General features: G+C 69.6%; 31 protein-coding genes. 18 read left to right on the top strand and 13 right to left on the bottom strand.

Annotated features, from left to right (window positions below; genetic code table 11):
• Window positions 1-13 precede the first annotated feature (13 nt).
• From AB0L95_RS00535 to AB0L95_RS00560, 6 genes are all read left to right on the top strand, one after another.
• Complete coding sequence (locus AB0L95_RS00535; RefSeq protein WP_365154710.1) at window positions 14-1,153, top strand: NUDIX hydrolase; 1,140 nt, start codon at window positions 14-16, stop codon at window positions 1,151-1,153.
• Window positions 1,154-1,210: 57 nt separating this feature from the next.
• Window positions 1,211-2,701 carry an NUDIX domain-containing protein gene (locus tag AB0L95_RS00540; protein ID WP_365154713.1) on the top strand — a complete coding sequence of 497 codons (1,491 nt, stop codon included), beginning with the start codon at window positions 1,211-1,213 and terminating at the stop codon, window positions 2,699-2,701.
• Between the two features lie 324 nt (window positions 2,702-3,025).
• Window positions 3,026-3,853 (top strand): NUDIX domain-containing protein, encoded by an 828-nt coding sequence (locus AB0L95_RS00545; protein WP_365154716.1) that lies wholly within the window; start codon window positions 3,026-3,028, stop codon window positions 3,851-3,853.
• Between the two features lie 29 nt (window positions 3,854-3,882).
• Window positions 3,883-5,082, top strand: coding sequence for a bifunctional class I SAM-dependent methyltransferase/NUDIX hydrolase (locus AB0L95_RS00550; RefSeq protein WP_365154718.1), 1,200 nt, complete (start codon window positions 3,883-3,885; stop codon window positions 5,080-5,082).
• A 75-nt stretch (window positions 5,083-5,157) separates the two neighbouring features.
• Window positions 5,158-5,793: a M15 family metallopeptidase gene (locus AB0L95_RS00555; RefSeq protein ID WP_365156429.1), complete on the top strand. Its 636-nt coding sequence runs from the start codon at window positions 5,158-5,160 to the stop codon at window positions 5,791-5,793.
• 39 nt (window positions 5,794-5,832) lie between these two features.
• Window positions 5,833-6,351 carry an ATP-binding protein gene (locus tag AB0L95_RS00560; RefSeq protein ID WP_365154721.1) on the top strand — a complete coding sequence of 173 codons (519 nt, stop codon included), beginning with the start codon at window positions 5,833-5,835 and terminating at the stop codon, window positions 6,349-6,351.
• Here AB0L95_RS00560 and AB0L95_RS00565 read toward each other — a convergent pair.
• The 4 genes from AB0L95_RS00565 to AB0L95_RS00580 are packed head-to-tail and all read right to left on the bottom strand — an operon-like array spanning window position 6,329 to window position 9,997.
• Window positions 6,329-7,777: an amidase family protein gene (locus AB0L95_RS00565; RefSeq protein ID WP_365154724.1), complete on the bottom strand. Its 1,449-nt coding sequence runs from the start codon at window positions 7,775-7,777 to the stop codon at window positions 6,329-6,331. The genes AB0L95_RS00560 and AB0L95_RS00565 overlap by 23 nt on opposite strands.
• Window positions 7,774-8,982 carry an MAB_1171c family putative transporter gene (locus AB0L95_RS00570; RefSeq protein ID WP_365154727.1) on the bottom strand — a complete coding sequence of 403 codons (1,209 nt, stop codon included), beginning with the start codon at window positions 8,980-8,982 and terminating at the stop codon, window positions 7,774-7,776. The genes AB0L95_RS00565 and AB0L95_RS00570 overlap by 4 nt, the downstream gene beginning before the upstream one ends.
• Complete coding sequence (locus AB0L95_RS00575) at window positions 8,979-9,491, bottom strand: hypothetical protein (protein ID WP_245765974.1); 513 nt, start codon at window positions 9,489-9,491, stop codon at window positions 8,979-8,981. Before AB0L95_RS00575 ends, AB0L95_RS00570 begins: the two co-directional genes overlap by 4 nt.
• A 35-nt stretch (window positions 9,492-9,526) precedes the next feature.
• Window positions 9,527-9,997, bottom strand: a complete 471-nt coding sequence (locus tag AB0L95_RS00580) for an XRE family transcriptional regulator (RefSeq protein ID WP_365154730.1) — start codon at window positions 9,995-9,997, stop codon at window positions 9,527-9,529.
• Between the two features lie 850 nt (window positions 9,998-10,847).
• On the opposite strand from AB0L95_RS00580, the gene AB0L95_RS00585 reads away from it, so the two are divergent.
• The 10 genes from AB0L95_RS00585 (at window position 10,848) to AB0L95_RS00630 (ending at window position 19,130) form a co-directional block, all read left to right on the top strand.
• Window positions 10,848-11,735 carry a helix-turn-helix domain-containing protein gene (locus tag AB0L95_RS00585; protein WP_365154733.1) on the top strand — a complete coding sequence of 296 codons (888 nt, stop codon included), beginning with the start codon at window positions 10,848-10,850 and terminating at the stop codon, window positions 11,733-11,735.
• A 2-nt stretch (window positions 11,736-11,737) separates the two neighbouring features.
• Window positions 11,738-12,454 (top strand): hypothetical protein, encoded by a 717-nt coding sequence (locus AB0L95_RS00590; RefSeq protein ID WP_365154736.1) that lies wholly within the window; start codon window positions 11,738-11,740, stop codon window positions 12,452-12,454.
• Between the two features lie 154 nt (window positions 12,455-12,608).
• Window positions 12,609-13,250 (top strand): WhiB family transcriptional regulator, encoded by a 642-nt coding sequence (locus AB0L95_RS00595; protein ID WP_365154739.1) that lies wholly within the window; start codon window positions 12,609-12,611, stop codon window positions 13,248-13,250.
• A complete protein-coding gene (locus AB0L95_RS00600) occupies window positions 13,247-14,887 on the top strand; it encodes a hypothetical protein (protein WP_365154742.1) in 1,641 nt (546 codons plus the stop codon). Before AB0L95_RS00595 ends, AB0L95_RS00600 begins: the two co-directional genes overlap by 4 nt.
• Window positions 14,884-15,075, top strand: a complete 192-nt coding sequence (locus AB0L95_RS00605; protein WP_073946777.1) for a hypothetical protein — start codon at window positions 14,884-14,886, stop codon at window positions 15,073-15,075. Before AB0L95_RS00600 ends, AB0L95_RS00605 begins: the two co-directional genes overlap by 4 nt.
• An 88-nt stretch (window positions 15,076-15,163) precedes the next feature.
• The gene (locus tag AB0L95_RS00610) at window positions 15,164-15,304 is read left to right on the top strand and encodes a hypothetical protein (RefSeq protein ID WP_234377039.1); all 141 of its coding nucleotides are present in this window, start codon (window positions 15,164-15,166) and stop codon (window positions 15,302-15,304) included.
• Window positions 15,305-15,510: 206 nt separating this feature from the next.
• Entirely contained in the window at window positions 15,511-16,029 is a 519-nt protein-coding gene (mobC, locus tag AB0L95_RS00615) for a plasmid mobilization relaxosome protein MobC (RefSeq protein WP_234377038.1), read from the top strand.
• Window positions 16,030-16,088: 59 nt separating this feature from the next.
• The gene (locus tag AB0L95_RS00620; protein ID WP_365154745.1) at window positions 16,089-17,810 is read left to right on the top strand and encodes a relaxase/mobilization nuclease domain-containing protein; all 1,722 of its coding nucleotides are present in this window, start codon (window positions 16,089-16,091) and stop codon (window positions 17,808-17,810) included.
• 83 nt (window positions 17,811-17,893) lie between these two features.
• Window positions 17,894-18,349: a hypothetical protein gene (locus AB0L95_RS00625; RefSeq protein WP_365154748.1), complete on the top strand. Its 456-nt coding sequence runs from the start codon at window positions 17,894-17,896 to the stop codon at window positions 18,347-18,349.
• Window positions 18,350-18,431: 82 nt separating this feature from the next.
• Window positions 18,432-19,130 carry a hypothetical protein gene (locus AB0L95_RS00630; RefSeq protein WP_365154751.1) on the top strand — a complete coding sequence of 233 codons (699 nt, stop codon included), beginning with the start codon at window positions 18,432-18,434 and terminating at the stop codon, window positions 19,128-19,130.
• Window positions 19,131-19,250: 120 nt separating this feature from the next.
• Here AB0L95_RS00630 and AB0L95_RS00635 read toward each other — a convergent pair whose 3' ends face one another.
• Entirely contained in the window at window positions 19,251-19,409 is a 159-nt protein-coding gene (locus AB0L95_RS00635; protein WP_365154754.1) for a hypothetical protein, read from the bottom strand.
• Between the two features lie 113 nt (window positions 19,410-19,522).
• Between AB0L95_RS00635 and AB0L95_RS00640 the strand changes: the two genes are divergently transcribed.
• A complete protein-coding gene (locus AB0L95_RS00640; RefSeq protein WP_259297248.1) occupies window positions 19,523-19,627 on the top strand; it encodes a helix-turn-helix domain-containing protein in 105 nt (34 codons plus the stop codon).
• Between the two features lie 21 nt (window positions 19,628-19,648).
• On the opposite strand, the gene AB0L95_RS00645 is transcribed toward AB0L95_RS00640, so the two are convergent.
• The 7 genes from AB0L95_RS00645 to AB0L95_RS00675 all read right to left on the bottom strand — a co-directional run bounded on the left by AB0L95_RS00645 (window position 19,649) and on the right by AB0L95_RS00675 (window position 24,676).
• Entirely contained in the window at window positions 19,649-20,503 is an 855-nt protein-coding gene (locus AB0L95_RS00645; protein WP_365154757.1) for a hypothetical protein, read from the bottom strand.
• A complete protein-coding gene (locus AB0L95_RS00650) occupies window positions 20,484-21,356 on the bottom strand; it encodes an aldo/keto reductase (RefSeq protein WP_365154760.1) in 873 nt (290 codons plus the stop codon). The genes AB0L95_RS00645 and AB0L95_RS00650 overlap by 20 nt, the downstream gene beginning before the upstream one ends.
• A gap of 29 nt (window positions 21,357-21,385) precedes the next feature.
• The gene (locus AB0L95_RS00655) at window positions 21,386-22,573 is read right to left on the bottom strand and encodes a cupin domain-containing protein (protein ID WP_362491057.1); all 1,188 of its coding nucleotides are present in this window, start codon (window positions 22,571-22,573) and stop codon (window positions 21,386-21,388) included.
• 14 nt (window positions 22,574-22,587) lie between these two features.
• Window positions 22,588-22,725, bottom strand: coding sequence for a hypothetical protein (locus AB0L95_RS00660; RefSeq protein ID WP_006143122.1), 138 nt, complete (start codon window positions 22,723-22,725; stop codon window positions 22,588-22,590).
• Window positions 22,726-23,137: 412 nt separating this feature from the next.
• Window positions 23,138-23,971: a helix-turn-helix transcriptional regulator gene (locus AB0L95_RS00665; RefSeq protein WP_365154764.1), complete on the bottom strand. Its 834-nt coding sequence runs from the start codon at window positions 23,969-23,971 to the stop codon at window positions 23,138-23,140.
• Entirely contained in the window at window positions 23,968-24,483 is a 516-nt protein-coding gene (locus AB0L95_RS00670; protein ID WP_365154767.1) for a DUF6879 family protein, read from the bottom strand. The genes AB0L95_RS00665 and AB0L95_RS00670 overlap by 4 nt, the downstream gene beginning before the upstream one ends.
• Window positions 24,467-24,676: a hypothetical protein gene (locus tag AB0L95_RS00675; RefSeq protein ID WP_055493664.1), complete on the bottom strand. Its 210-nt coding sequence runs from the start codon at window positions 24,674-24,676 to the stop codon at window positions 24,467-24,469. Before AB0L95_RS00675 ends, AB0L95_RS00670 begins: the two co-directional genes overlap by 17 nt.
• Window positions 24,677-24,833: 157 nt before the next feature.
• On the opposite strand from AB0L95_RS00675, the gene AB0L95_RS00680 reads away from it, so the two are divergent.
• A complete protein-coding gene (locus AB0L95_RS00680; RefSeq protein WP_061915924.1) occupies window positions 24,834-25,061 on the top strand; it encodes a hypothetical protein in 228 nt (75 codons plus the stop codon).
• Here AB0L95_RS00680 and AB0L95_RS00685 read toward each other — a convergent pair.
• Window positions 25,052-25,906, bottom strand: a complete 855-nt coding sequence (locus AB0L95_RS00685) for a hypothetical protein (protein WP_365154771.1) — start codon at window positions 25,904-25,906, stop codon at window positions 25,052-25,054. The genes AB0L95_RS00680 and AB0L95_RS00685 overlap by 10 nt on opposite strands.
• Between the last annotated feature and the right edge of the window lie 28 nt (window positions 25,907-25,934).

The following is a 25,934-nucleotide window of genomic DNA, read 5'->3' on the forward strand; positions in this document are numbered from 1 at the left end:
AAGGCACCGCCAAGTGACCACTCCCGTTTCAGGTTCGGATGATGTCGCACCGCGTGCCGCCCTGTCCGCAGGGCAGCACGCCGTCCCCCGGCACACGGTGTGGGTCGGCGCCGCCGCGCTCGTCACTGACCAAGTCGGCCGCGTCCTGCTCGTTCACCCCACCTACCGCGAGGACGACCGGTGGCTGCTGCCCGGAGGAGTCGTCGAACCCGGCGAACACCCGCACGTCGCCTGCCGGCGCGAGATCACCGAGGAACTCGGCCTGACAAGCCTGCCCCTGTCGGGCGTGCTCGCCGTCCACTCCCTCTCCCCGCACCACCCGGACAGCCAGCACAGCACGCGTTTCCCCGGAGAGATCCGGTTCGTTTTCGATGGCGGAACGCTCACTCCTGACCAGGCGGAGGCCATCCGCCTCCCGCGCGAGGAGCTGTCCGAGTACGCCTTCCTGGAGACCCGGGACGCGGTGCAGCGGCTGCGCCCCGTGGACGGGCAGATCATGCTCGCCGCCTACCGTGCACGGCTCGGGAACACAGCCACCGCTCACCTCGCGGACGGCCGGCACATCCTCGACGTCCCGGTACTGGACCGCCATGACGTGCACGTTCGCTACCGGCCTCTGTGGGAGAGCCCCTTCAACCGCGACCCCGTCCCCGAACGGCTCCCCGTGCAGCAAGCCTGGGCGTGGTGCTTCGTCCCCGACGGCCGGGTCGTCCTCTTGGCCGACCCCGGCCCGCAAGGCGCGCTGCCGATGCTGCCCGGCGGCACGGTTGAGAAGACCGACGCGACTCCCGAGGACACCCTCCACCGGGAAGCCGCCGAGGAAGGGCAACTCGCTCTGACTGACCCGGTGCGACTGGGCTGGGTGCTGGACGAAACCGGTGAGGTCTACGGCGGGGTGGGGCCCAACGCCCGGCTCCGCTTGGCCGCCCGGGTCACCGCCGTCGGACCGGCGGCCGTCGACCCTGCCACCGGCCACCCCTTCGCCCGCCTGCTCGCCTCCCCCGCCCAAGCAGCCGCCCTGCTCGGATGGGGGCCGCCCGGAGCGCGGCAAGCCCTGCTTGCCGCTGAGACGGCCTGGGAGCGGTGGGGTCTGCCTGCCGCTCGGCCCGCTGCCATCGAGGAGATCCCTGCTGAGGGGATGCGGCTGAGCTGACACGAACGACTACCCCGCCTCCATCTGTCCCGCTTCACGCTCCTCTGAGGTAGCCGAATGCCGCTGTCACCCGACCACATCCGCACCACCGTCGAGACCTACCTCGCTCGCCACCCTCACGAGCGCGCGCAGCTCAGCGGCCTCCTGGGCGCCCTCGACCGTCCCACCGATATCGCCAGCCGCTCCACCTTCACCGGACACGTCACCTGCGGCGCGATCGTCGTCGATCCGCTCGGCCGCGTCCTGCACGTGCTGGACCTGGCGAGCGGCAAAGTCCTCGCTCCCGGCGGACACACCGAGCCCGAGGACGAGTCCCTGGCAGGGGCGGCTCTTCGGGAGCTGCACGAGGAGACCGGGATCCCGCCCCAGGCCGTGGCACCGTGGCCCGGCTACGAGACTGTCCCGTTCGACATCGACATACACGACATCGACGCCCACCCGGGCAAGGGGGAACCCGGCCACCGGCACTTCGACCTCCGGTTCCTCTTCCGCCTGCAGACCGCGGCAGAGGTGCCGCTGGTACTGCAGGAAGAAGAGGTCGGCGGCATCGAATGGCGTCCCGCGCACAGGGTGGCCTCCCCCTCCCTGCGCCAGAAGCTGCTCAAGCTCCCGCCCGGAACCGGACCGGGGACCGCCAACGCCTCGGCCCTGATCTACAACGACCGTGGCGAGTACCTGCTCCACCTGCGCGACTACTTCCCCGGCCGGATCTGGGAGCCGGGGATGTGGTCACTGCTGGGTGGCGGCCGAGAGCCCCAGGACGCCACCCTGGAGCACACTGTGCGGCGCGAACTGGCCGAGGAAGCCGGCCTCCACATCGCCGACCTGACCCCGTTCGGCATCGAGGAAGCAACCGACGACGCCTGCGGGACCGTACCCATCGCCATCTACGCCGGCCGCTGGAACGGTGACCCCCGCGAACTCCACCTGACGGAAGGGGTGATGCTGGCCTGGTTCGCCCCCGACGACCTCCACCGCCTCCGCATCGCAGACACCACCAGCGCCCTCGTACGGCGCCACGCCGCCAGCCGCCCGGCCGGCGCATCCCGCACCGTGTCGCAGAGCGGGCCCGCATCGCACGAGGGGCGCCGCCCGGCCGCTCCGCACGGCACGGTTCCCAACATCATCGGCGTTCACCTCTACCTGGAACGGCCTGACGGGACGGTGCTGCTCGGGCTGCGCCACCCCGACTCCAACTTCGCGCCTTCCACCTGGCACGTCCTGGCCGGCCACTGCGAGCAGGAGAGCGCCATTACCTGCCTGATCAGAGAGGCATGGGAGGAGGCCGGTCTGCGCATCGAACGACAGGACGTCGAACTCGTCCACGTCGTCCACCACATCGACCGGGCCGGGGGCCGGCCCCGCATGGGCCTGTTCTTCCGCGCTCGGACCTGGGGCGGCGAGCCGGAACTACGCGAGCCGTCCAAGTGCACCCAGTGGAAGTTCTGGGATCCGGCCGCCCTCCCCGAGGACCTCGTCCCCTATACCAGGGTCGCCATCGAGGGCATCCGGGCCGACCGCTCCTACTCCGAAACGGGCTGGGTGTGAACATGGCCGCTTCCATGCACCCGGACCTCCCGCCCGAGGAAGTGCGGCAGCTCGCCGAAACAAGCAGTGGGCTACATCGCCAGCTGGTCGGACACCTCCGCGGCCCGCGAGAGCAGCCGGGTGTGACGGGCCGACGGAGCAGGGGGCGGGACATGGTCCACCCTGAAGATTCCGTCACGGAGCAACCCCCGTTCACCTTCCATGGGCCGCTGAACGCAACGAACCACACCGCATCTATCGGAGGCATGTGTGCCTGACGACACCCAACAGGCGATCCCAGCCGTCCTGAGTCCGGCGGCCAGAGAGGAGCGGCAAGAGCACCACATGCGCCTGCTCCCGCGGTACTACCGCCTAGTGGAAGCAGGCCGCAAGACGATCGAAGTGAGGGTGGCCACCCCGCGGAAGCGCGCCGTTGCCGTCGGCGACACGGTCGTCTTCCACGACCGCGACACCGGCCGGGAGCTCGACGTCATCGTGCAGCGGATCACCCCGTACCCCTCCTTCGAGGATCTGCTCAGTTCAGAGGACCCCGCGCGCATCGACCCGAACGGGCCGCCCGGAGAACTGCTCGCCAACCTGCGAAGCATCTACGCGCCAGCCAAGGAGGGCCTCGGCGTCCTCGCCTTCGCATTCGACCACCGCCCCGCACGGCCAGGCCGACCGATGCCGATGACGCCCGCGCAGTACGCGCACACCGTCCCCCACCACACGGTGTACGGCTGCCTGTACATCCGCGACGAACACGACCGGCCGGTTCAACTGCGCTCGGTCTACGGCTCGCGCCTCTGGCAGTTCCCGGGCGGCAACCTGGACGCCCAAGGAGAGGACCCGCTGCAAACCGCTCGCCGCGAAGCAGTCGAAGAGACCGGCCTCGAACTGGGCCTGGATACGCCGAAGCTTCTCCTCACGCACTTCCTGCACGCCGGGCCCCGCCTGCCGCTGAACAAGGTAGGGCTCATCTTCGACGGAGGGCGGCTAACCGCAGAGCAGCTCGGTCGGATCCGGCTCGATCCCGCCGAGCACGACATGTGGGCCGTGCACGACCTCGCCACCTGGCAGGGACTGATGGCGCCGCGCGCCTTCGCCCGCCTCGACGCCATCGAACAGGCCCGTCGTGGCGAAGGCCCCGCCTACCTCACCACGCACACCTGATCCCCTGCGCACCCACCCAGGAGGCAATCGTGGCCGCCGAGGACACCAACGCATGGGCCTGGCATATGTATGGGCAGCGACAACTGGCTCGCGCCTACACCCCGCCCGTCCCCGACCAGCTCACCTGGACGCCTTGGGAAGGGGTCGGACCGGGAGCAGAAGTCCTCGGTGACGTCACCGGCCGCCGCGTCCTGGACATCGGTTCGGGAGCTGGCCACCACGCCGTCCATCTCGCCCAGGCGCACGGAGCCCGCGTCACCGGAATCGAGCTGTCCCCGACCCAGCACGAACGCGCCATCTCCGCCCACACGAACGTGGAGGGCGTGGAGTTCGTCCAAGGAGACGTGGCCGAGTACCTGGCTGGCACCGCGCCGTTCGACGCCGCATACGCGATCGGGACGCTCGGGTTCATCGATCCGCACCGCTCCCTGCCCGCGCTGCGCGACGGACTGCGCCCCGGTGCCCCTCTGATCCTCTCGCTCCTCCACACCGACTTGCACGGCCGCGGCCCGTCCACGGAGGTGGCGCCGCGCGAGCAGATGATCCTGCTGCGCGACGATCCGCCCCTGCCGACGCAGATGTGGGTCCTGTCACCGCAGCTTTGGGAGGACCTGCTCACCGAGTACGGCTTCCGCGTCGAGGCCATCGACCTGCTGCCTCACCCCGACGAGGGCGCCACGGTTATCCAGCAGCTCATCCACGCCCGGCGCCTTCCCGACCGGCCGGCGCGAGTCTCCAGCCGGCCCCGCAGCACCCGAGCGCCAGCAGCCCACGCAGCCGTCGGCGTCGGAGCGATCCTGCTGAGCGAACAGGGCATTCTGCTGGGCCGACACCGACGCGGCACCCTCGAACTGCCCGGTGGGAGTGTGGAGGCCGGGGAATCCTTCGAGGACGCGGTGATCCGAGAACTCGGCGAGGAAACCGGTCTGGTCGCTCGGACCGGCGACGTCCAGCTCCTGGGCACGCTGGTCGACCACGTCGAAGGTGTCCTGCGGGTCACCGTCGGCGCACTCGTCCACGCCTGGCAGGGGCAGCCGACCACGCAGCCGGACGAAAGCGTCGGCGACTGGGCTTGGCACCCGCTCGATCAGCTGCCCGACGGCCTGTTCGTGTGCAGCGCCCAGATCCTCACCGCATGGCGGCCCGACCTGGCCATCGACCACTCGCCAGCGCACTTCACGCATTTCGCATCCGGACCAGCGGCCACGCCTGGCGACGGCCTGGCCTGACCGCCGACACCGACGTACACCTGTCGCGCCGCTCCTCTATTAGCGTCGAAGGAGACGTAGTTGAAGATCGTGCTGATGTCCGACCCTCGGGTCGCCGCCATCCCTGTCCAGGAATGCGGCGAGGAACTCATCGACACACGGGCGTCCGGCCTGTTTCTCGTCGATCAACGCAAGCAGGACCCCGGCGGCCACTTCGCGCACCTGCGGCACGGGCTCATCGAGCGCTTGGAACACGCCCAGCGACTGCTCCCCACTGAGTTCCGCCTGCTCGTCGTCGAGGGGTACCGGCCTCCGGCGCTCCAGCGGGCGTACTTCGAGGAGTACGCGACCAAGCTGCGTCGCGGAAACCCCGACTGGAGCGACAGCCGCGTCCACGAGGCCGCAAGCCGCTACGTCTCCCCACCGGAGATCGCGCCGCACAGCGCCGGCGCGGCCGTGGACCTGACCCTCGCCGCCCCGGACGGCCAGGAGGTGGACATGGGGACGAGGATGAACGCCTCCCCAGAGGAAAGCGACGGCGCCTGTTACACCCACGCGAACTCGATCAGCGGCGCCGCCCGGGCCCATCGCGACACGCTCTGCCGCGTCATGTCAGCCGCCGGTTTTGTGAACTATCCAACGGAGTGGTGGCATTTCAGCTACGGAGACCGATACTGGGCCCTCCACGCCGGCCAGGCAGCCGCCGTCTACGGACCATGCGACCGCACGTAAGCAGCAGCTACCAGCAGTACCGCGAGGGAGCGCGACATCGTGAGCAAGCCGACCGCCGTCCTGCTCATCGGAATCACCGGCTCCGGCAAGACGCACCTTGCACAGGCCCTCGCCGCGATGGGCCTTGTTCGCCTCAGCGTTGACGAGGAGGTCCACCGCCTCCACGGCCGGTATGGGGTCGACTACCCCGAGCACGGGTATTTCGAGCGCGAGGCTCCTGCGGTCGAGACCGTACGTGCGCAGCTCACGGAGCACCTGCGCGCGGGCCGTGCCGTCGTCCTCGATCACGGCCTGTGGCGTCGTTCCGATCGCGAGGAATGGAAGAAGACAGTCCAGGCCGCGGGCGGATTCCCGCTGCTCGTCTACCTGCCAGCCTCCAGGGAGGAGCTCCTGCGGCGCCTCGCCGCGCGCAATCAGCGCAAGGACGCCAATGCCTTGAACGTGACTCCCGAAGCCTTGGACGACTTCTTCGCTCGGTTCGAACCGCCTACCGACGATGAAGGTGCCGTCATCGCCTACAACGGCGACGCAGAGGTCATCCGCTCCATGATCCGATGACGCCCCCGGCCGTCCCGCCGAGCAGAGGCGCCAGGTGCTCGGCCATCACGAGCAAGGACCGCTCCGAATAGGCCGGTCCTACCAGCTGCACACCGATCGGGAGGCCATCGGCGCTACGCGCAGCAGGCATGACCAGGCTGGGCAGACCGACGTGGCTGGTCAGGTTGGCCCAGCCGGTCTGGTCGAAGAAGCTCCGTTCGACGCCGTCGACCATGAGAGAGCGGCTCCCGGCTGGGATCGCCGCAGTAGGAGCGGCGGGCGTAATGAGGACATCGTGCTGGGCGTCGGCGAAGAACCGGTGCCACGTCTGCCGGAGCCGGAGGCGCTCCTCGTTGGCGCGGAGCCAGACACGGTGTGTCTGCGTTCGGTGGCGGAGGAAGGCGGCTCGAGGGCTCGCATCGTCCGTGTGCAGGTCACGGGCAGCGGCGAGTTCGGCGGCGCCGGCGTCGTCGTCGGTGGCTGCGGTCGTGGTGGCGTAAAGGAGTTGCTCGAAGAGGCGCAGAGAGTCAGCGAAGCCGACCGGCCCCGTGGTGTGGCGGACACTCGCGCCGGCGGAGGTCAGCGTCCGTTCGACGGTGGCGAGAGCATCAGCGGTGTCGCGGTCGACTAGGCAGCTCGCGTCGTCGGTCCACACTGCCACGCGGAGCTGGCCGATTGGGCGTTGCACTGTGGGCAGCGTGACGCTCCAGGGGTTGTTCTCGTCGGGTGACGGTGTCGTCAGTGCGGCGAGGAGCAGGTCGAGGTCTCGGGGGTGGCGGGCCAGGGGGCCGGCGGTGACCATGTCGCTGCTGGTGATCCACCCCGGCGGGCGAGGGACGTGGCCGCGGGCTGGGATGAGTCCCTGCGTGGGGCGCAGGCCGTAGACACCGCAGTAGTGGGCGGGGAGCCGCAGGGAGCCGGCGAGGTCGCTGCCGAGGTCTGCGGGGGTCAGACGGGCGGCGACTGCTGCGGCGGGGCCGCCGGAGGAGCCGCCGGTAGTGCGCTTGGGGTCATGCGGGTTAAGCGTGGGACCGAACAGGACGTTGTCGGTGTGCAGGTCTTGGCAGTACGCCGGGGTATTGGTCTTGCCCATGATGACGGCGCCTTGGTGGCGGAGCCGGGCGACGGCGTCGGCGTCGCGTGCGGGAACGTGATCGGCGAGGTCTTCGGCACCGCTGGTGGTGCGCAGGCCGGCCGTCTCAAAGCTGTCCTTGATCGTGAGGGGAAGGCCGTCGAGGATGCCGGTGCTCTCGTTGCGGGCGCGGCGTTCGTCGGCCGCGTGTGCGACGGCTCGGGCAGCGCTGTCGTCGCGGGTGACGACAGCGTTGATCTGGCTGGCGTCGATCTGCGCCAGGTGGAGGTCGAGCAGTTCGCGGCTGGAGATCTCGCGGCGATCCAGGGCCTGGAGCTGGACGTGGGCGGGCTGGTGGGTGAGGTCGGTCGTCATGCAGAGACCTGCTCAAGGTGGGGGGCTCGTGCGGGCTGGCGGGGCAGGTGGCGCGCGACGTCGAGGAGAGCTTCGATGTCGTCCATGGGCCTGCTGGTCTGGCGTTCGGAGTCGGCGAACTCGGTGAGCTGGTCGGTCTCCGGGCGGGTACCGGCTGCCCGGGCGGCGATTCCGGCGAGGATCTGGTCGGCGGTGACGGCCGCGGACAGCTCTTCTCCGTGAAGCCCTCGGGCCCGGTGGCGGGCTTCGCTGGCTTCGCGGACTGCGGCATCAAGGTACTGACGGATCACGAACCGTCCGTCTCTGATCTCGACTGCTCGGCGGTAGAGCCGGATCGAGATGCTGCGGAAACGGCGCCTCTGGGCCGGGTCGACTCGGTCGATCGGCAGTGCGATCTCGGGCGCCTCGCTGTAGAACGCCAGCCACAGAGGGCGTAGGCCGTAGTAGCTGCGGTATTGCTTGATCCGGTACTGGAGGCTCTGAGCCTGATCGTTGATGGTGGGCACTAGCCAGCCGATGAGCGTGAGCATGGCGCCGACATCGCCGCAGGTCCACGCGAAGCCCTCCCACTCTGCGAGCGACGCGTTGAAGGCACCGGCGATCACGTTCCCGATGCGCACGGCGCTGTATCCGAGAGTGACGGTCGCGCCGAGGGCGACGATGCGCAGGCCGATACGGACGGACCCGCGTGTGCTGCGGTGGGCCAGGCGCCAGCAGGCACGGGCTAGGGACAGTTCACCGATGGTGTAGGCCGTGACGTACAGGGTGAGATACGCGGCGTACCAGCCATCATGCGCGTAGTACAGCGTGAAGTTGATCGGTCGCGGCGCGTTCGGCGTCAGCATGGCGAACAGCACCAGCAGCCCTGCGATCACAGCGAAGCCTGCGGCTAGCCACTCCCGTGCCCTCCTGCGGGCAACTTCGGGGGGTGATCCCCAGTAGGTGAGGACGATCTGCTGGCAGGCGAGCAGCGCGACCACGCACCCCATCGCCAGGGGTACGGAGAGGTTCACCACGCCCAGGACATGGTCGAGGTACTGCCACATCAGTGTGATGGAGAACAGGAACGACAGCCCTGACAGCAGGAAGACGGCGGCCAGCGCGGTGAAGGCGGGGTCTCGGCGGCGGGTCGGCACGTCCCGCAGCAAGCAGAGGAAGCCGAGCGTGGCGACGACGAGGCTGATCGGGTGGAGCAGGTCCTTCACGGCCGGGCCTCCCGTCGGCGCAGCAGCGTGTGCGTGACCCGGTCCTGCACTTCGTCTCCGGAGGACTCGTCGCTGCGCAGCCACCGGTCGATGATCCGGCGCTGGATCAACGAGGCGAGGAGCTCGGTGTCCCGCTCCTCGTCCTCGTCGTACTTGGTACGGCCCAACATCATCTCGACGGTGGCCGAGCCCACGCTGGTGAAGATCGTTGAGGAGAGCGCGGACGCCGGGCGGTTCTTGTGGTGGCCGAGCAGCAGGTGGCTGAACTCGTGGGCAATGATGTGGTCTTGGTGCAGGGAGCTGGTCCGCGGGTCGTAGTACACGTGGAAGGCACTCTCCGTGACGGCGCATGCCCCGCACACGGAGGGCGCCTGCTCACGGGCCTCCAGGACCACCTTCCGTCCCGTGCGGCGTGAGACCTCGTCGCTGAGGTCGCGGATATTGGTGACGTGCGGGAGCTGCAGCTCGGCCAAGAGGTCAGGCCGGCGCAGCCTACGTGCGGACCACATTGCTTTTCCTTGATCACTTACTGAACGCGGCCGTTTTACGAGCCAGTTGAGGGCGGCAACCCCTCGGACTTTCGTACGCTCTCGACGATTCCCAGGACGGCATCCTTTCCGTCTGCGGAAACGTCGGACAGGCGAAGGAGCACGTTTTTGATCTTCGTGTCGCGAAGCAGTGCGAGCAACTCAAGTTCCTGCACGGCCTTTTCGGCGACGGCGTCGTCGAACCAGTACGCGGGGTCCACGCCGAAAAACCCTGCTAGCGCTTCGAGGTGACGCTTCGTCGGGTTATCGCGCTGCCCGGTCCGCAGGAGCCAGAGGTACTGGGCCGACAGTTTGCCCAGCCCGCGCTTCTCCATGAGTTCGGCCACCTCGGCGTTGCTGAAGGGGCCGCGGCCGGGCGGGTGCACTGTGTCGAACAGGCGGTTTAGGCGGTCCATGAGCCCCTTGGGGCTCACCTGGCCTTCGGTCGAGTCTTTCATGATCCTTTCCTGGGTGGACTTCGTCGTCACTTCAAGCACCCTACCCCGCGATAAACGTGAGTTGACGAGCTGATCCACTGTATGGAAAGTTCTTCCCCGCCAGCACGTTTCCGTGTGACGCGTACCGCCTGTTTCAGGTCGGCCTGTCCGTTTCTACCGGCAGGAGTATGCCGGGTGAGTGGCACAAGCCACATTCAGCCAGCGACATAGGTCACGTCTGGCACGCAGGATTTTATCTTCGACCGGAAAGCGCGGAGGCGGCAGTGGAAACACCCCATCCGCCTCGCATTTCCACTGCAGGGAATAACAGACACCCGTTCCAATTCGGACACAGTGACACGCTCTCGGCGTTCGAGGCAACCGCGGCAACGGTGCGCTTCGACGCGGGGGTGCGCCCCAGGTCGCGCCGTACGGGCACTTGCGGCACACGATCACCCGGTGACTCTCTGCAACCAGTACAGAGTTTAAGAACCAAGTCTGGATCTTGACACGGGTCCGTGCGTATGTTCGTCGTCCCCGGGCAGCCCGCCTGCCGCGACGGACGTGAGGAGACCACGACGACGGACCGGACCACGAAGGTCCACAAACAGCGACGGCGCCCGAGAGCGGTAACTCACGGACGCCGAACGCTAAGTGGCACACCCGCCCCGGCAAGGACGGGAGATTGCCCACCATCACCACGCTGAGTCCTTCCAAGCGGCGCGTCAGCGTGGCAACACTGCAAAGGGGAGTATCGCATGCCTCCTGCCCTGCGCAAAAGGCCCTTCCGCCTGGCCTGCGCGGCAGCCACCTCCGCCTCGGCGCCTCAGCGCCCCGAGCCGGACCGCACCATGCTGGCCCCGGCCAGCCGCCGGACCCGCCCGCTCATCGGGAGTGGCCGATGAGCAGCGAAGCCCGCGACTGGGTGTGGGAGCACAGCTCCAGCCGGGGGACGGCGCGTCTGGTCCTGCTGTCGATCGCTGACCGAGTGGGCGACGAGCAGTGCGTCTCCTGGGCCTCGCTGTCGAGCCTGGCCAAGCGCACCCGCGCCTCCGTCTCCACGGTCCGCGAGGCCATCGACCGTCTGGTCGACGCCGGTGAGCTGGAGCAGCTTGACGACCTCACCGGCCCGCAGCGCAGCACCGTCTACCGCCTCCCCCTCGCCGCCAAGGCCGTGGCAGAGACCGTGGACGACGAGGACGCCGACCAGGCGTCGGCGGAGGGGACCGAGGCCATCCCGGCGCTGCGGATCTCGGCCCTGCGGCGCTACAACATCCGCCCGCGTGAGGTGCCGGAATCCCCTGCGAGGGTCCGGAAACCGGCAGTACCGGAATCCGGCAGGTCCGGACGGAAACCGGCACCTCGACGTGCCGGGAACCGGCACAGCGATGTACCGGAAACCGGCACACAGAACCGTAGTGAACCGGATTTGAACCGGAGGTACAGCAGTGGTGGTGCTGCCGTCCTCTCAGCTGCCGAGTGGCAGGTCGACCCAGCCACCCACACCTGGGCCCGCGAGCAGGGGCACCTCGACCGTCTGGGCGAGCAGGGCCTGCAGGCGGCCGACGCGAAGTGGCGTGCCCACCGGGCCGGCTTCAAGCCGAGGCCGGCGGCTGCCTGGGCTGCCGACTGGCGCTCCTGGGTCGCCCGGGAGCACCCCCCTGGCCGCCCGAACCTCTACGCCGTGCCCGGCACGGGTCCCGGCCAACCCGGCGGCATGACGCGGGCAGAGGCCCACACCGCCGCCCTCCTCGCCGCCCTGAACGAGCCGACCGGAACGGAGCAGTAGCCGTGGACCGCCGCGAAATCGCCGCCCTGCTGGCCTACATCGGCCGACTCGACCCCCGCACCATCCGCACCGACCAGGGCGAGGCACGCGACCAGCTCGCCCAGTGGCACGAGCTGCTCGGCGACGTGCCGATGGCCACTCCGCTCGGCTGGGACGCCTGCGTCGCCGCCCGACAGCACATCCGAGTCTCGCCGTACCAGATCCTGCCCGCGGACGTGGCCCGCCCCTGGGAGAGCTACCGGCGCGACCGCCTGGCCCGGCACTCCGATCCCACGCCGTCCGCCGACCCGGACGACCAAGCAGCCTGGACCGCCGAGCTGGTCGGCACCCGCCGCGCCGTCGCCGCCGGCACCGCGCAGCCCGCCCAGGCCAGAGCCATCACCAGCGGTCGCGACCGGATCGACCCGAGGCTGGAGGCGAGGCTGCGGCAGATCGGCTCCTGCATACCGCCCGCCGCCCGCGCCGCCCTCGCCCCCTACCGGCCCGCCCGCGCAGCCCGCGAGGCCGCCGTCGCGCAGGGACTGCCCGACGCCCTGAGCGTCAAGTGCGAGTGGTGCCTGGCCCAGCCCGGCGAGCCGTGTCGTCGCCGCCGGATCGGCCCCGACGACGGCGTACGCACGACCGCCCCGCGCGCCACCCCGCACCCCGGCCGCGTCGCCCTCGCCGCCGCCCAGCAGACCCAGCAGAGCGAGCAGGTCCAGCAGCCCGCCCTGGCCTGACCGGCGCATCGGCGCGTGCCTCCCGGCGCACCGCCACCCCAACATCACCGTCCCGCCCCGGATGCGGCGCACGCCCGCGCGCCGTAGCCGGCACCCGACGCCGCGCCCAGCGCCCGCCCAGCCGGCCGACGCGGCAGCACATCGGAGACCACCCTTGCGTCACATCACCACCCACGACGCGCCGGCCACCGGCCTGCGCAGTATCGGAGACACCAACTGGCACACCCAGGGAGCGTGCCACGGCATGGACGTCGAGGACGCTGACGCCGTCTTCTTCCCGCTCCCGCGGGACCACGAAGCCATAGCCGAGGCGAAGGAGCTGTGCGGCTGGTGCCCGGTACGCAGCGACTGCCTCAACTTCGCCCTGGAAAACGTTCTCAAGGAGGGCATCTGGGGTGGCCTCACCGAGGCCGAGCGGCGTCCCTGGCACGACGGACTGCACCAGCGCCTCGACTACCGACGCGTCACGTCCTTCTTCCTGGGACGTGACGTGCATCTGACCGAGGCCGAGCGGCAGGTCGTCATCGACCACGCCTACGTACGCGGCTGGCGGCCCGACCGGCTCGCCACCGCCCTGCAGATCAGCCACAAGCACGCCCGTGACCTGCTCCGGCAGGCGGCCAACAAGGTGTTCGACCGCGACCGCACCTACGGCGTGCCGCGGCCCAAGAAGAAGCGGAAGAAGACCGCCCCAGCAGCAGGCGGCCCCGCACCCGCCGCACCCGGCACACAGCAGCCGGCAGCCCGCCCGGCAGCGTCGACTCCGGCGCACGCCTCTCTCGGAAAGGCCGCATGACCCACCCCCTCCTGTCCCTCAGCGCCGCTCCGGACCTCCCTCTCCTCCTCGCCGCCGTCGTGCCCACCGCCGTCGTGCTGGTGCTGACCGCCTGGACGATCCGGCGCCGAAGCACGCGCCCGCAGAAACGTCTCAGCGGTCCGGCGGTCAAGGTCGCTGCCCTTGCCGCCCTCGGCTGTACTTGCTACTCCGCGGACACGAGCTGGCGGTTCGCCGCCGACTACCTCGACATGGCCGGCGCCGCCGAGCGAGCCGGCATGTTCGCCGCGGCCGAGCTGGCGCTCTTCGCGACGGCGCTGATGGCACGGCAGAACCTGGCCACCGAGGGCGCCCCCGGCCTGCCGGGCACGCTGGTCTGGGTGATCACCACAGTTCAGGTGATCCCCGCCTATGCCGAGAGCGGTCCTATCGGCGGCACGGTAAGGGCCTTCGTCGGGCCGGTCATGGCGGCGATGCTGTGGCACCTCGCGATGGGGATCGAGCTGCGCCTGCGCACCCCGGGTGCCGCCTCCCACGGACTGATCGCCGTCCTGGGGCGGGAAGCACGCGAGCGGCTGCTGTCCCGCCTCGGGATCGCCGCACGCGACCGCGACGCCGCACAGATCACTCGGGACCGGGCCACCGCCCGCGCAGTCGCCCTCGCCGTCCGCCTCGCCGAACGCACACCCGAGCAGCAGCAGAGCCGACGCGGCCGGCGGCTGACGCGGCGCCTGTCGAAGGCGGTCGGCAGGGCCTCGGTCGGGACCGACGCCCGCCAGCGCGCACAGCTGCTCGACCAGCTCGCCGCGCGCCGGCACGCACTCGCGCTCGCCACGGTCCCGCTTCCCTCGCCCTGGTCCCCGGCGCACATCACCGCGAGGGCAGCCGCCGTCCCCTCGCATCCGGCCTCGACGGCGCCGGTCCCCGCAACCGATCCCCCCGGCCCCCACGAGTCGTACAGGGACCGGGGACCGAGCGCCCCGAGGGGACCGGTCCCCAGGATTGCGGACTCTAAGGCGTCGGATGGCACGGGGACCGGGGGCGAGAACGCGGGGACCAGGGTGGGGACCGAGGTTCCAGCCACAGGTGGGGTCCCGGGGACCGGTCCCACCGACCCGGAAGCCTCACAGGGGGACGCCGGAGGCGTGGGGACCGACCGCACTACGCGAGAAGTAGCTGCTCAAGGCCCTGATTCGCATCCAGGACCGAACGCCGCCGAGTCGGGGACCGAGCCCACCGGGGACCGGGGACCGAACGACACCGACACGGGGACCGAGCCCACCGGGGACCGGGGACCGAACGACACCGACACGGGGACCGAGCCCACCGGGGACCGGGGACACACGGTGCCTCTGCGGAGCAAGACGGCCACGAAGCCCCGGACTAAGACCAAGGGGAAGCGCGCCCGGTCCCGCAGCCCGCAGACGCAGCGCGCGCCGCGGGAGCTCGAGCAGTCGGTGGACCAGCTCGTCCAGCAGGTCCGTCCGCACGTCTCTGCCCTGCTCGAACGGGACGGCAACGAGTCCGTCACCCGGGTCCAGCTGCGGGAGATTCTCCGCCGTGAGGGCCTGAAGGGCGGCCGGAACGACCGGCTGAGCCTCGTCCTCCAGGAACTGCGGAGTGACGCCACCACGACGACAAGGAGCTCCGCCCGATGAAGACCTGCCACCAGTTCGACGCCGTCCGTGCGGAGTACGAGCGGGAGATCGGCTTCATGCTCGCCCACTCAAAGCGGCACGAGGGCAGGCCGGCGGCGAAGTCCAGCGCGAAGCAGGCTGCCTCGACGAAGCAGCGGATGGCCCGCGCGCTCAACAGCCACGTCGGTCGCTGCCCCGAGTGCGGCTGAACCGGCAAAACCCCGCTCAAGGCCCCCTAATCGCAAAGGGTGGCCCGACTCCGTGCCGGGCCACCCGCCCCGCTTGAGGAGACACGCCTTGATTCCGCGTCCTGTTCGCTCATCCGAGGCCACGGTCGTCGAGGCCAGCGCCTGGGCGGACGTCCTGGTCCGCCGGAGACTCCTGCACGCCGCCGTCCTCGCGCCTACCGGCCAGTGGCTCGTCCAGGGCCACTCATAAGGATCCGTCCGTGTCCTTACGGGACCGGCCGACGTCCTCGCGCTGGCCGCGAGCATCCAACAGCACACCCGCTCCACGAGGCCCGAATCCTGATGACGAACCCCACCCAGACCGGCACCGCCCCGGAACCTGCTCCCAACTCCAACTCGGTCTCGGGGCGAGCAAGTTATCGGCCAAGACACTCTTCCCCGTCGGGGAAGCGCGCCTTGGCCAAGCCCGCCCCGGGGGTGGCGAGAGCGGACCAGCACCGGGGGGTGCTGGTCCGTGAGACAGCGACCGAGGGCGGATCGCAGCCGGAGGAGACGCCTTCACTGCACAAGCCGCGCGCCGCGAAGAAGACCTCGCGCAAGCGCTCGCCCAAGCCGCCCTCGCACAAGCGTGATTACGTCTGCAGCGTCCGCCTGAACGGCGACGAGAAGACCCTGCTCTGCGCTGCCGCCACCGCGACCCGTACGAGTTTGCCAGGCTTCCTCGCCCGCAGCGGGCTCGCCGCCGCTCACGACCTCGACAGCACCGCCGCCGCCATCGCCGGCCACCGCGAGCTGATCGCCGAGCTGTTCGCCGCACGCCGGCACCTCGGACAAGTCGGCAACAACCTCAACCAGATAGCCCGGGCCATCAACTCCGGCGGCCAGCCAGCGGAAATCGACGCGGTCGTCGCGGCGGTCCAGCGCGCCGTGACCCGCGTACAGGCAGCCACAGACCGACTGCTGGAGCAGCGCTGAGCTGGCTCCCCTTACCGCCCCGCATCCCGCCACTCCCAGCGACGACCTCGGACAACAGCATGATCCCCCGGATACAAAAGCGCGGGCAGCGCACCATCGGTCTCCTCTACTACCTCTACGGGCCCGGGAAGCACGAGGAGCACATCGACCCGCACCTGGTCGCCTCGTGGGACCACAACGCTCCCGACCCCGGCCGCGACCCGTCTGCCACCCTCAAGCAGCTCCAGCAGCTCCTGGACCAACCCGTCGAGAACATCGACCAGGCTGACCGGCCGAAGAAGCACGTGTGGCATCTGTCCGTCCGCAACAGTGCCGAGGACCGGATCCTGACCGACGAGGAGTGGGGCGAGGTGGCCCGCCGGATGGTCGCCGCCACCGGTATCGACTACCCCGAACAGGGCGCGGGCTGCCGGTGGGTGGCCGTCCGGCATGCCGACGACCACATTCACATCGTCGCCACGCTCGTCCGTGAGGACGGCTACAAGCCCGACCTCGACCACGACGCCGCTCGCGCCCAGGCCCAAGCCCGCGCCTTGGAAGCGGAGCTGGGCTTGCGCCGGCTCAACAAGGGCGACGGCACCGCGGCCCAACGCCCCACCAGCGCCGAGCGCCACAAAGCCGAACGTCAGGGCCGCGAGCGCACCGCGCGGGAGGAACTGCGCGAAACCGTGCGCCGCGCGGTGGCCGGCGCCAGCAGCGAGACCGAGTTCTTCGACCGGCTGGCCGCCGCCGGCCTGATCATCCGTAAGCGCGTCGCCCCCTCCGGCGACCTGCTCGGCTACAAGGTCGCCCTGCCCGACGACCGCAACAAGGACGGCGAACCGGTCTTCTACCCCGGCGCCCGCCTGGCCCCCGATCTGTCCCTGCCCCGTATCCGGGAGCGCTGGTCCGCCGACACTCGCGACCAGGACGCCACAGCGGCAGACGTGCCCGCCCCTGCGGCGCCGAGCGACCCGGCCGCCGCCCGCCGACGCACGGCCTCGGCCGCGTGGAACGCGGTGCTCGTCATCGAGCACGGCGACGACGCCATCGCCGCCGCGTACATTGCCGCTGCCGGCGAGGTCCTGGACGCGCTCGCGAAGACCTCCGCGGCCCGCACCAGGCGCGAACTGCGTGACGCCGCCTTCGCGTTCGAGCGGGCCTCCCGCTCCCACGTCCGCGCCGAGCGTGGCCACGACCGAGCGCTGCGGCAGGCCGCTCGTGACCTCGTCTATAGCGGTCCGGCGTTGGGCCGCGGCGAGGACGGCGCGACCACCGCGATGGCGATCGACATGCTGTTCTTCCTCATCACCGCCGCCGCCCACTGGCACGCGAAGAAGAACCACGCCCAGCAGGCCGCCGCCGCCCGCCAGGCCGCCGAACATCTGCGCGCCGCCTACCAGGCCGCCGCCGCCCAACCCCTCGGTGCCCTCTACCAGCGAGGCCGGCGCCTGGGCCGGGCGCTGCGGCAGCGGCAGACGACGGTGCTGCGCACAGCGCTGCCGGAGTTGGCCGAGCAGATCCTCGCCGAGCCCGGCTGGTACGCGCTCGCCGCCACCCTCGCCGACGCCGAAGCCGCCGGCCATGACCCGGCCGCCCTGCTCGCCGACGCCGCGGGTCGGCGGGAGCTGGACACGGCGGAGTCTGTCAGCGATGTCCTGGTGTGGCGGCTGCGCCGGGCAGCGGACCTGCCTGCGGATACCACCGGCATGGTGCCCGACGCTCACGCCGCACAGCGCTCGGCACAGCGCGCCGGGCAGCACATCCCCGGACAGGCCCGGCCTGGGCGTGGCCGGTCGTGACTGTGGACTTTGTGAATTGAACAGGTCAGCGGACTTCGCGCACGATCATGACGCGTGCAGGACGAGACGAGGGAGGACACCGGGTGTTTCACCGGATACGACGACGCCGCCGCGCGGAAGAGGAAGAGTTCAGTGAGGTGCAGCGCCAAGCGTGCGAGGCGTGGCTGCGGATGGCCGACCAGGTGCCGCCGGTCCTGCAGATGCAGGAGGAGCATCAGCTCGCGGAGCCGGCGCCGGTTGTGGACGACTTCCTCCCGCCGGAGCTGCGCGTCCCCAGCCACGACCAGCTCGACGGCCGGGTGATGCCCTGGCCGTGGCCGGTCGTCCTGGACGGCGAGGTCGTCGCCTGCGCCGAGTGCGGCGCCTACCGCGAGTGGCTCATCCTCTCCACCCACAACCAGGTCTGGCTGCGCTGCCAGGCCGGCCACGAGCAGCACGAGACCCGTCTCGACACCGCGTGGTTCAACCGGCACTCCGGCCCGGGAGATGCCATCCACGCCACGTTCGAGGACTGCCTGCGGCACCTCGGCCACCGCTGACCTCCACTCCTTCGGCCCCTTCTCGGGCCCACGGGCCCGCACTGTCCAACCGTCACCGAGCACCACAGGGGTCAGTTCACCCATGCGCGTTCGCCTCACCATCACCGCCCTCGGCCTCACCGCCGCCGCCCTCACCCTGCCCGCCTGCTCCGCCGGCACCAGCCAGGCGAAGTCCACCTCCCCGTCCTCCGCCCCCGCAGACCACCCGGCCACCACCAAGCAGAGCGACGCCCCGCTGTCGTCGGCCGCGCTTCAGCCCCGCCTGCTCGACGAGAGCGACCTCGGGTCCGACTACACCCGCAAGCCGGAGGACACCTCCAGCCACGACGACGTCACCGTCACCGGCTGCCCCGCCCTGGAGAAGCTGGGCGGCGACGCGGCGGCCAGCGGCTCCCTCGACTTCCCCAACAAGGCGAAGGTGTCCTTCACCTACACCGGCGGCAGCGCCGGTTCGAAGGTCTCCGAGGAGCTGTACAGCGACACCTCCACGAAACTGTCCGCCGGCATCGATCGGATCTTCGACGCCATGACCGGCTGCCCGACGTACCAAGTCGTCTCCGGCAACACCGCCATCAACGTCACCTCACAGAAGACGACCGCGCCCCGGCTCGGCGACCAGCAGTGGAGCCAGCTGATGATCTTCACCTCCGGTGGGCAGGACAGCGTCGTCAAGCAGACCGCGATACGTGAGGGAAGCCTGCTGCTCATCGTCTCCGGCGCCCCAGCCCTGGTCGACCAGCATCTCGACAAGGCCCTCGCCAAGGCGACAGCAACCCGCTGACGCGCCCGCAACGGCGCCCTCGACCACCGCTGTCGAGGGCGCCGTGTCGATACGAGGCTTCAGAGCATCTGGGTGAGCGTGCTGGGTGTCGCCGAGCAGCAGCCCGCCTGGCGTGGCGGGTCAGACGGCCCTCGACTTGAACCGCCATACCGCGTGCTCCATCCCGCCCGGTTCGTGTCCGAGGGCGGCGGCGGCCTCCTCGTACACAGCTCGCAGCTCCTCGTACTGCAGGCCCAAGACGCCGGCATCCGCAGCGAAGGCCCGCAGGTGTACGTCCACAGCGACGTGCGATCGACCGAGGAGCTCACGGCCGTCCACAGCCGGTACGACAGTCTCCGGTCCGACAACGCTGGGTCCTCCGGTGATGCCCCGCGGCCGACGGCAAGCTGGACATAGCCCGTGCGCGACGCGACAAGGGCGAGAGCGTCACCAGCATTGCCAAGGCGCTGGGAGTCCACCGCGCCACCCTCTACCGCCACCTGGCAGAGAGGGCCTGAGAGAGGCGCGCAGGGGCGCAGTCAGGCGCTCACCTCGGAGTGCACCGGAACGGGCGGGCGCACTCCCGTGAGTGCCTCCGCTCGGGCGAGAAGGTGGGGCGCAAGGTCGGGGTACCAGCCACGGGCCACGGCTTGCAGCATCTCGGCCAGGGCCGCGAGTTCCCCGATTCGACCGGCTGGGGTGTCGAGGATGGCGGCGAACTCTTTGCGGATGCGGGCGGCTACGTCGGGTACAAGCAGGCTGTTGGCGTGGAGGAGTCCCACGTCGTAACCGAACGGCACGAGGCCCCACCGCTCCCAGTCCAGCAGGCACAGGGGCGCGGCGGTGAGGTTGCCCCAGTGCAGGTCACCGTGACCGGTCACCCGCTCCACGTTGGCGGGGGCCGGGATGCCGAGGAACTGGGGGAAGGCTCGTTCGATCCATCCGTCCCGGACGGTCGTCTTCACACCCTCCGCTTCAGCGAGCAGGGCAAGGGCTTGGCGAAGGTCCGCCCACCATTCGTCAGGCAGCGCCGGATCGTGGTCGATGTCGGCCCTGTCCGGGGACACCACGGGTTGCCTCAGGTAGTCCAGGACTTCGGCCTCGAAGGCCCACTCGCCGTCAGTCCAGTCGTGCACCCCGTGCAGGCGGGGGCGCGGGACGCCTTCTGGCACGAGCTGGGAAGCCCCGACGATGCCCTCCCCCTGCTTCCTGCCCGCGTTCCTCTTCGCCGTCCGGCTCACCCGTAGCCACCGGTCCCCCGCTCGGCGTCCGAGGGTGACACCGAGGAAGCCCCACGCCAGCGGCCCCGTGCAGGTGAGGCCCAGTGCCTTGGCCGCCCGGTCGTGGGCTGCCTCCATCAGGGCTCGTACCTCCTCATTCACCGGCGAGTTCATCCGTCACCCTCCTGAGTTCCTGGGCCGTCAGCGGCGCAGCCAGAGCCTTGGCCACATCGTCCCAGTGCTCGCGGGTGCTCGCGGAGGTGAGGACGACATCTAGGCCGGGGCATGAGCCAGCGGCCAGCAGGGCAGCGGCTGCGGCCGACAGGCCGGGGCGGATGAGGTTCACCAGTTCGGGTGTCATGGCGTCGAGGAGTTCGCCCCCGTGCAGGGGCGCGGAGCCGAACGTGATCAGCCCGGCGTCCTTCGCCTGTACCAGTGGTCCGCCGCCGTTCAGGGCCTGTGTGATCGGGGCATCCATGATCAGGCTGACGGGCATCTGCATGCCCGTGAAGTGATGCTCGGCGGAACCAGCCGCCTGGCGTGCGAGCGCGAGCAACTCGGCGACACTGAACGCTCCGGAGGTTAGGCCCGACCAGGTGGCGACGCCGTACCCGCCGATCCTGCCCGCGTGGGCGAACTCCTCCAGCGCCGTGAAGGCTTCCCGCACACGCCCGTGCAGAGCGGCGCGGTCAAGGCCGTGCCCGTGGTGCTCGGGGTTGTGCACGAACACGAGGTCCACGCGCCCGAGCGCGGCCAAGGATCGCTCCGTCTGCCAGCGGACGAAGCCTCGCTCAAGGCTGTGCCTACCGGCCGCCTCTTCCCGGGTGAGCACGCCCTCAGCCAGGGCGCTGTGGCCTTGCTCCTCCGTGAAGAACCCCGTCTTCGTGGCTACCCGCACGGTCGGGTATTCCCCGAGCACCGGCCGCAGCTCCTCATGCGCCTGACCACGACCATAGTTGGGTGCCGTGTCCACCCAGGGGCTGCCGGCGGCCAGGGCGGTGCGTGCCGCCTGACTGACGGCACGCACGCGGTATGTCCCCAAGCAGAGCGCGGCGGTCACAGCGCCGTTCCCACGACTGCGACGGCGTGGCCGTCAATGAGGACGGAGACCAGTTCGGCCACCTCCTTGACCTCAAGCCCGGCGGAGTCGGCCACCTCCCCCAGCGTGGTCGGCTGGTTGGTCAGCAGCGTGCCCAGCGCGGGCGCTGCGGACTCGGCGAAGTCCCACGCGGTACCGGCCGCCGAGAAGGTGACCGTGCCCTGTTCTCGGTTGGCCGTCAGGCGACCTCTCGGGGCGGTGAGCTTGACCGTGATCTCTCTCCGTGCGGGGAGTCCGTCCACGTAGGGCAGGGACGGAATCGCGTGGCCCAGGTCGGTCGTGTCGATCGACTCCGCCCACCGCTCCACGAGGCGGGGGTCCGCCATCATGTCGGCCACCTCACGGCGTACGGCGTCGATGAAGTCCGACTGTTCCGCCAGCGAGCCGAAGCGCGGGATGTCCCTGCGCAGCGCGAGGGACGCCCGGAGCTGATCGACGACCCACAGCATCAGGTCAGCGCCCGTGTGCGGGACCATGCCGAACGTGAGGTGAAGGGATTCCGTCCCCTGATCTGCGGTGACCGAGTGCCACCAGCCGCGCGGCAGATAGAGCACGTCACCCGGGGACAGAACGAGGTCCGCCACCGGGTCGCCCTGCGGCTCCTCCGGCGACTCCACGTCCCGGAAGGTGGGCGCCTCACGGGTCATCCCCCACAGGCGCCACCGCTTCGAGCCATGCAGTTGCATCACGACGACATCGTGGTCGTCCCAATGCCGGCCGAAGCCCTCCCGCTCGGTCCACGAGGCGTACACGTTGGCCTGCACAGAAGTCCCGAGGAAGCGTTCCAGCCCCTCCGCAGCCGCCCCCACGGCGGGGTGGATCTTCTCCACCGCGTCGAGGACCAGCGACGCCCCGTCCCTGAGCTGGGCGTGGAAGTCGGACGGCTGGATACGGGACCAGGTGACCGCGCGGCGGTTCGTTGTCGGGATCGCGTAGCGGTGCAGCGGCACCATCTCGCCGTCAGCCGACAGGCGCAGCCGGGGCGGCTCCAGCCGCTGCGTGGCAATGATCCGGTTCAGGTCGTCCCAGGAGAACAGACCCGCCGCGTCGGCGACCCCGGGGAAGTGCGCGTACGAGCGGTGGTACGTCTGGGCGAGGAACCTGTCCCCGCCCAGACGCCCCGCCCACGAGGCTGCATCAAGCAACGCGGGCGCTCCCGTCAGTCGTTGCCGTCGGAACGGCCACTGCTGACGTCCGACTCCTGCTCGGCACGCGTGCGCGCGGCCACGATCTTCCGCTTCGCGACGAGCAGTCCACCCCCCTCGGGGGCGGCCGACGTGGTGTTCTCTTCCACCATCGGGCTTACCTCTCTCTTCTCGGGGACTCCCACCGGGATTCCGGCAGGAAGCAAAGGGACAGCGACGAGCGCGGCGGACGCCGACCTTGGTGACGACGGGCGCCCCGTGCACCGAGGGCACGCGCACGGCGGGTACTTGGTCGGCAAAGCCAAGATCACCGGGATGCGGTGGTTCACCTGCACCATGCGCACCGGGTCGTACATCCGGCGCCCCTCGTATGACACCCGGAGAGTCATGCGCCCGGTCGTCGTGAGCGCACACCAGCGTCAGGGCCGAACCTCCGCCGGTACCCCAGCCGCCACCCCACGCCGTAGCGGACCCACTTTTCGTTTCGCTCGGTCGCTGCCATGGGGGAAATCATTGGCCTACAAAGCGACGGCTGTGTAGTTCTTTCCCGTCATGGACTAAAGATCATGAACGGCAGGCGGCGGACCACTCCGCCAACAAGGCTCGCGCTTCGTCCCCGAACAGCGCATAACCCTCCAGTGTGGAGAACAGTTCCAAGTGCATTTCGATGTCGCGTGGATCTCTCAGGATCACGACACCGGTGGTGTTCTCCACGGTGGCCAGGGTGTCGTCATAGATGGTGAAGGTGTCCATCGGAGCCATGGGCTTGTATCCCGCGATGGGGATGACGCCGAGCTTCACGTTCGCAAGGTGGGTCAGTGAGGCCAGCCGGTCAATCTGCATCGCCATCGCAGCCGGGGGCAGGAGTGGCCACCTCACTGCCTGCTCGGTAAGAATGAAAGTGAACCGCTTCTCCGTGTTGTAAAGAACCTCCTGCCGCTCCAGCTTCCTCGCGATCGTCTTGGTTACATCAGCCGGAGAATGGGCAAGGCTGGCGCGGATGTACTCAGGGGTGGACAGCAGTCCTGTAATCATCGAGAGCAGGAAGAAGCGGAACTTCGTGGACGAGGATTCAAGGGCGGCAAGTTCAGTCTGTTTCTTCTCCAGGCCCCTACGTCGGAGCGAGCGCAGGTCTTGCCATTCGGTGTTGGCCAGCCTCGCGAGGGCAACGACCTCCTCGATGACCTCGGGTGGAGCCACCACGGCCCGGAGGATCCTTTCCAGATCCAGCAGACTCGGCTGGACTTTCCCATTCTCGATCCGACTGATCTTCGATTGGGACATGTTGCAACGCCGAGCGAGCCGGTCCCCAGTGAGGCCGGCTCGCTTGCGTAGTTCTTTCAGCAGGGCCGCCAGTTCCTGTTTTGGCTGCCCGAGCTGCTCAGGATCGAACGTCACCCGCTGCTCACGTACTCCAGGAACGGCACGGATTCGGCAATGGCAATCCGCTTCCACTGCCGGTAGGGCTCCGGGTCGCCCCCGTACAGCTCGCGGTTTATCTGTGTCCCGTCCGACCGGTAGTTCATCAGGACCACCTTGGACTCGTCGAACATCCAGAAGTCCTGATCTGGAAGTCCCGGGTTCTTCCGGTCGGTGAGGTCGAGGATACGGATATCCTCGCCCGCCTTCACGTGGTGCCGGTAGTAGTACTCGAATTCGAACCGAAGGTAGTCCGAGAGCGGGCGGGTCACGACGTGCACCCTGCCGACTCTCTTTCCTTCCGAGGCCCACTGCCGGACCTCATCCATCCAGGCCGATGTGTAATCGTCCGGCGACTTCTCCCCGGCGAGGAATCGCTTCAGCTTCTCCGCTTCCTGGGGCATGGTGTAGACGGGCAGCGTCTCCAGCCTCCACGCCTCACGCTCCATGGAATCGAAGCAGTCGTTCCAGGCGTCACCATCCAAGTGCACGGAACGCCTCCCTGAGAACCGCCTCCGGGATTTCCACAAGCCCTTCCCCTGCGGGCGGGGTGAAGGCGTCGGACACGTCACCCTGCACCACGAACGACCCCGCGGCCGTGCGGTACACGTTCGGGCAGTCCTTCTCTCCGCACTCGCCGTTGCCATTGCCCGTGAGCCGGGTGAGTGCCGAACGCTCGGACATGCCAAACCCCCTTGCTCTGGCCCCGATTGGGCCGCCTGCCCACGACGTTAGAGGGGGCGGGGCGCAGCGTCTATGCACGAACACGACTATGCGTGTCCTCGCATAAACCCGTGCGGCCGGAGGACCGCAGCCGAAGGGGAGGAAGAGGAGCGGCAGGGTGCGTGGGCTGACTGAGGGACCCCGTCCTACCTGCTCCCGGCAGCAGGCCACCCCGGTGCAGGCTGCCTTCAGGGCCGCCTACCACCTCCCGCCCGTGAACGCGGTAGCGGTCGGCACGGACAACCCCGACCACCTGCGAGAGCTGACCAACGCCCAGAGCTTCGCGGTGGACGAGGAGGCCGTCCGCCACTACCGCAGCCTCCTGCGCAACCGCCGTCAGGAGTGAAGCTCGGCGATGAGCCGCGCCGCCTCCTTCCGGGCGGGCTCCAAGCGGGGATCCTGGGGATGGGCGTGCGGTCCTACGACCTTCGCACAGAAGAACAGGGCCATCAGCCGGCCAGACCTGCTCTCCAGGTCTGGCCGACGCTCCGCCCACACTCGTTGTGCCAGGGCGGGGACGGCGAGGGAGTTCCCCCAGAGGGTGGCCGCGTCCAGTCCGCGCGGCGCCATCCCCCAATCCTCCCAATCGATGATGCAGAACTCGGGCCCGGTCACGTTCGCCCACGTCAGATCCGCATGTGCCGGCGTCCACTCATCCACGGTGGCGTCTACTTCGGGGAAGACTGCTCGGATCGTGCCAGTCACCAGTTCCTGGGTGGCCGTCTCTGTGTCCGGAGTGGCGAGGCGGTGCGTGCGCTGCGCGGCGAGTGCGTCCAGCGAAGCATTGAGTGCCGCCCACCAGCCGCCCGACAGTTGAGGATCCTCGATCACCAGAGCGGCTTGCCCAACGGGCGGGGCGGTGACCAGCACCATTTCGTCTGCCCGCCACATCACCGGCTCGTCCCGCTCGCGCCACGCCAGCCCCGCATACCACTTCGGCATAGACACTCCATGCAAGACCGCTGCGGCCTCGGTGCCGTTCCAGCCCTGTGCTCCGATCCGGTCGAAGCTGCGCCGCTCAACCCTCACCCACGTTCCACGGTCCGTCCGCGCCCCAACCGAGCGCCGCTTGCACACCACGGTGTCACGGAGCAACTGCATTTGAAGGGACCGCTCCACGTGTTCGAGAACGTCATCAACCGGCTCAACACGCAAGTCCACGGCCCGTGCACCAGGCGAAGAGAGCGTCATCTGGACTCCTTGGGCCATCGCTGGGGGG

It is taken from the genome of Streptomyces sp. NPDC052036 (assembly GCF_040680495.1).
Classification (GTDB): Bacteria; Actinomycetota; Actinomycetes; order Streptomycetales; family Streptomycetaceae; genus Streptomyces.

Coding starts and splice junctions, on each gene's coding strand:
- AB0L95_RS00555 (WP_365156429.1), top strand. CDS start 5,158: ATGTCCGACCCTCGGGTCGCCGCCATCCCTGTCCAGGAATGCGGCGAG.
- AB0L95_RS00575 (WP_245765974.1), bottom strand. CDS start 9,491: ATGTGGTCCGCACGTAGGCTGCGCCGGCCTGACCTCTTGGCCGAGCTG.
- AB0L95_RS00585 (WP_365154733.1), top strand. CDS start 10,848: ATGAGCAGCGAAGCCCGCGACTGGGTGTGGGAGCACAGCTCCAGCCGG.
- AB0L95_RS00645 (WP_365154757.1), bottom strand. CDS start 20,503: ATGAACTCGCCGGTGAATGAGGAGGTACGAGCCCTGATGGAGGCAGCC.
- AB0L95_RS00605 (WP_073946777.1), top strand. CDS start 14,884: ATGAAGACCTGCCACCAGTTCGACGCCGTCCGTGCGGAGTACGAGCGG.
- AB0L95_RS00685 (WP_365154771.1), bottom strand. CDS start 25,906: ATGACGCTCTCTTCGCCTGGTGCACGGGCCGTGGACTTGCGTGTTGAG.
- AB0L95_RS00540 (WP_365154713.1), top strand. CDS start 1,211: ATGCCGCTGTCACCCGACCACATCCGCACCACCGTCGAGACCTACCTC.
- AB0L95_RS00630 (WP_365154751.1), top strand. CDS start 18,432: ATGCGCGTTCGCCTCACCATCACCGCCCTCGGCCTCACCGCCGCCGCC.
- AB0L95_RS00545 (WP_365154716.1), top strand. CDS start 3,026: ATGCGCCTGCTCCCGCGGTACTACCGCCTAGTGGAAGCAGGCCGCAAG.
- AB0L95_RS00565 (WP_365154724.1), bottom strand. CDS start 7,777: ATGACGACCGACCTCACCCACCAGCCCGCCCACGTCCAGCTCCAGGCC.
- AB0L95_RS00620 (WP_365154745.1), top strand. CDS start 16,089: ATGATCCCCCGGATACAAAAGCGCGGGCAGCGCACCATCGGTCTCCTC.
- AB0L95_RS00675 (WP_055493664.1), bottom strand. CDS start 24,676: ATGTCCGAGCGTTCGGCACTCACCCGGCTCACGGGCAATGGCAACGGC.
- AB0L95_RS00660 (WP_006143122.1), bottom strand. CDS start 22,725: ATGGTGGAAGAGAACACCACGTCGGCCGCCCCCGAGGGGGGTGGACTG.
- AB0L95_RS00600 (WP_365154742.1), top strand. CDS start 13,247: ATGACCCACCCCCTCCTGTCCCTCAGCGCCGCTCCGGACCTCCCTCTC.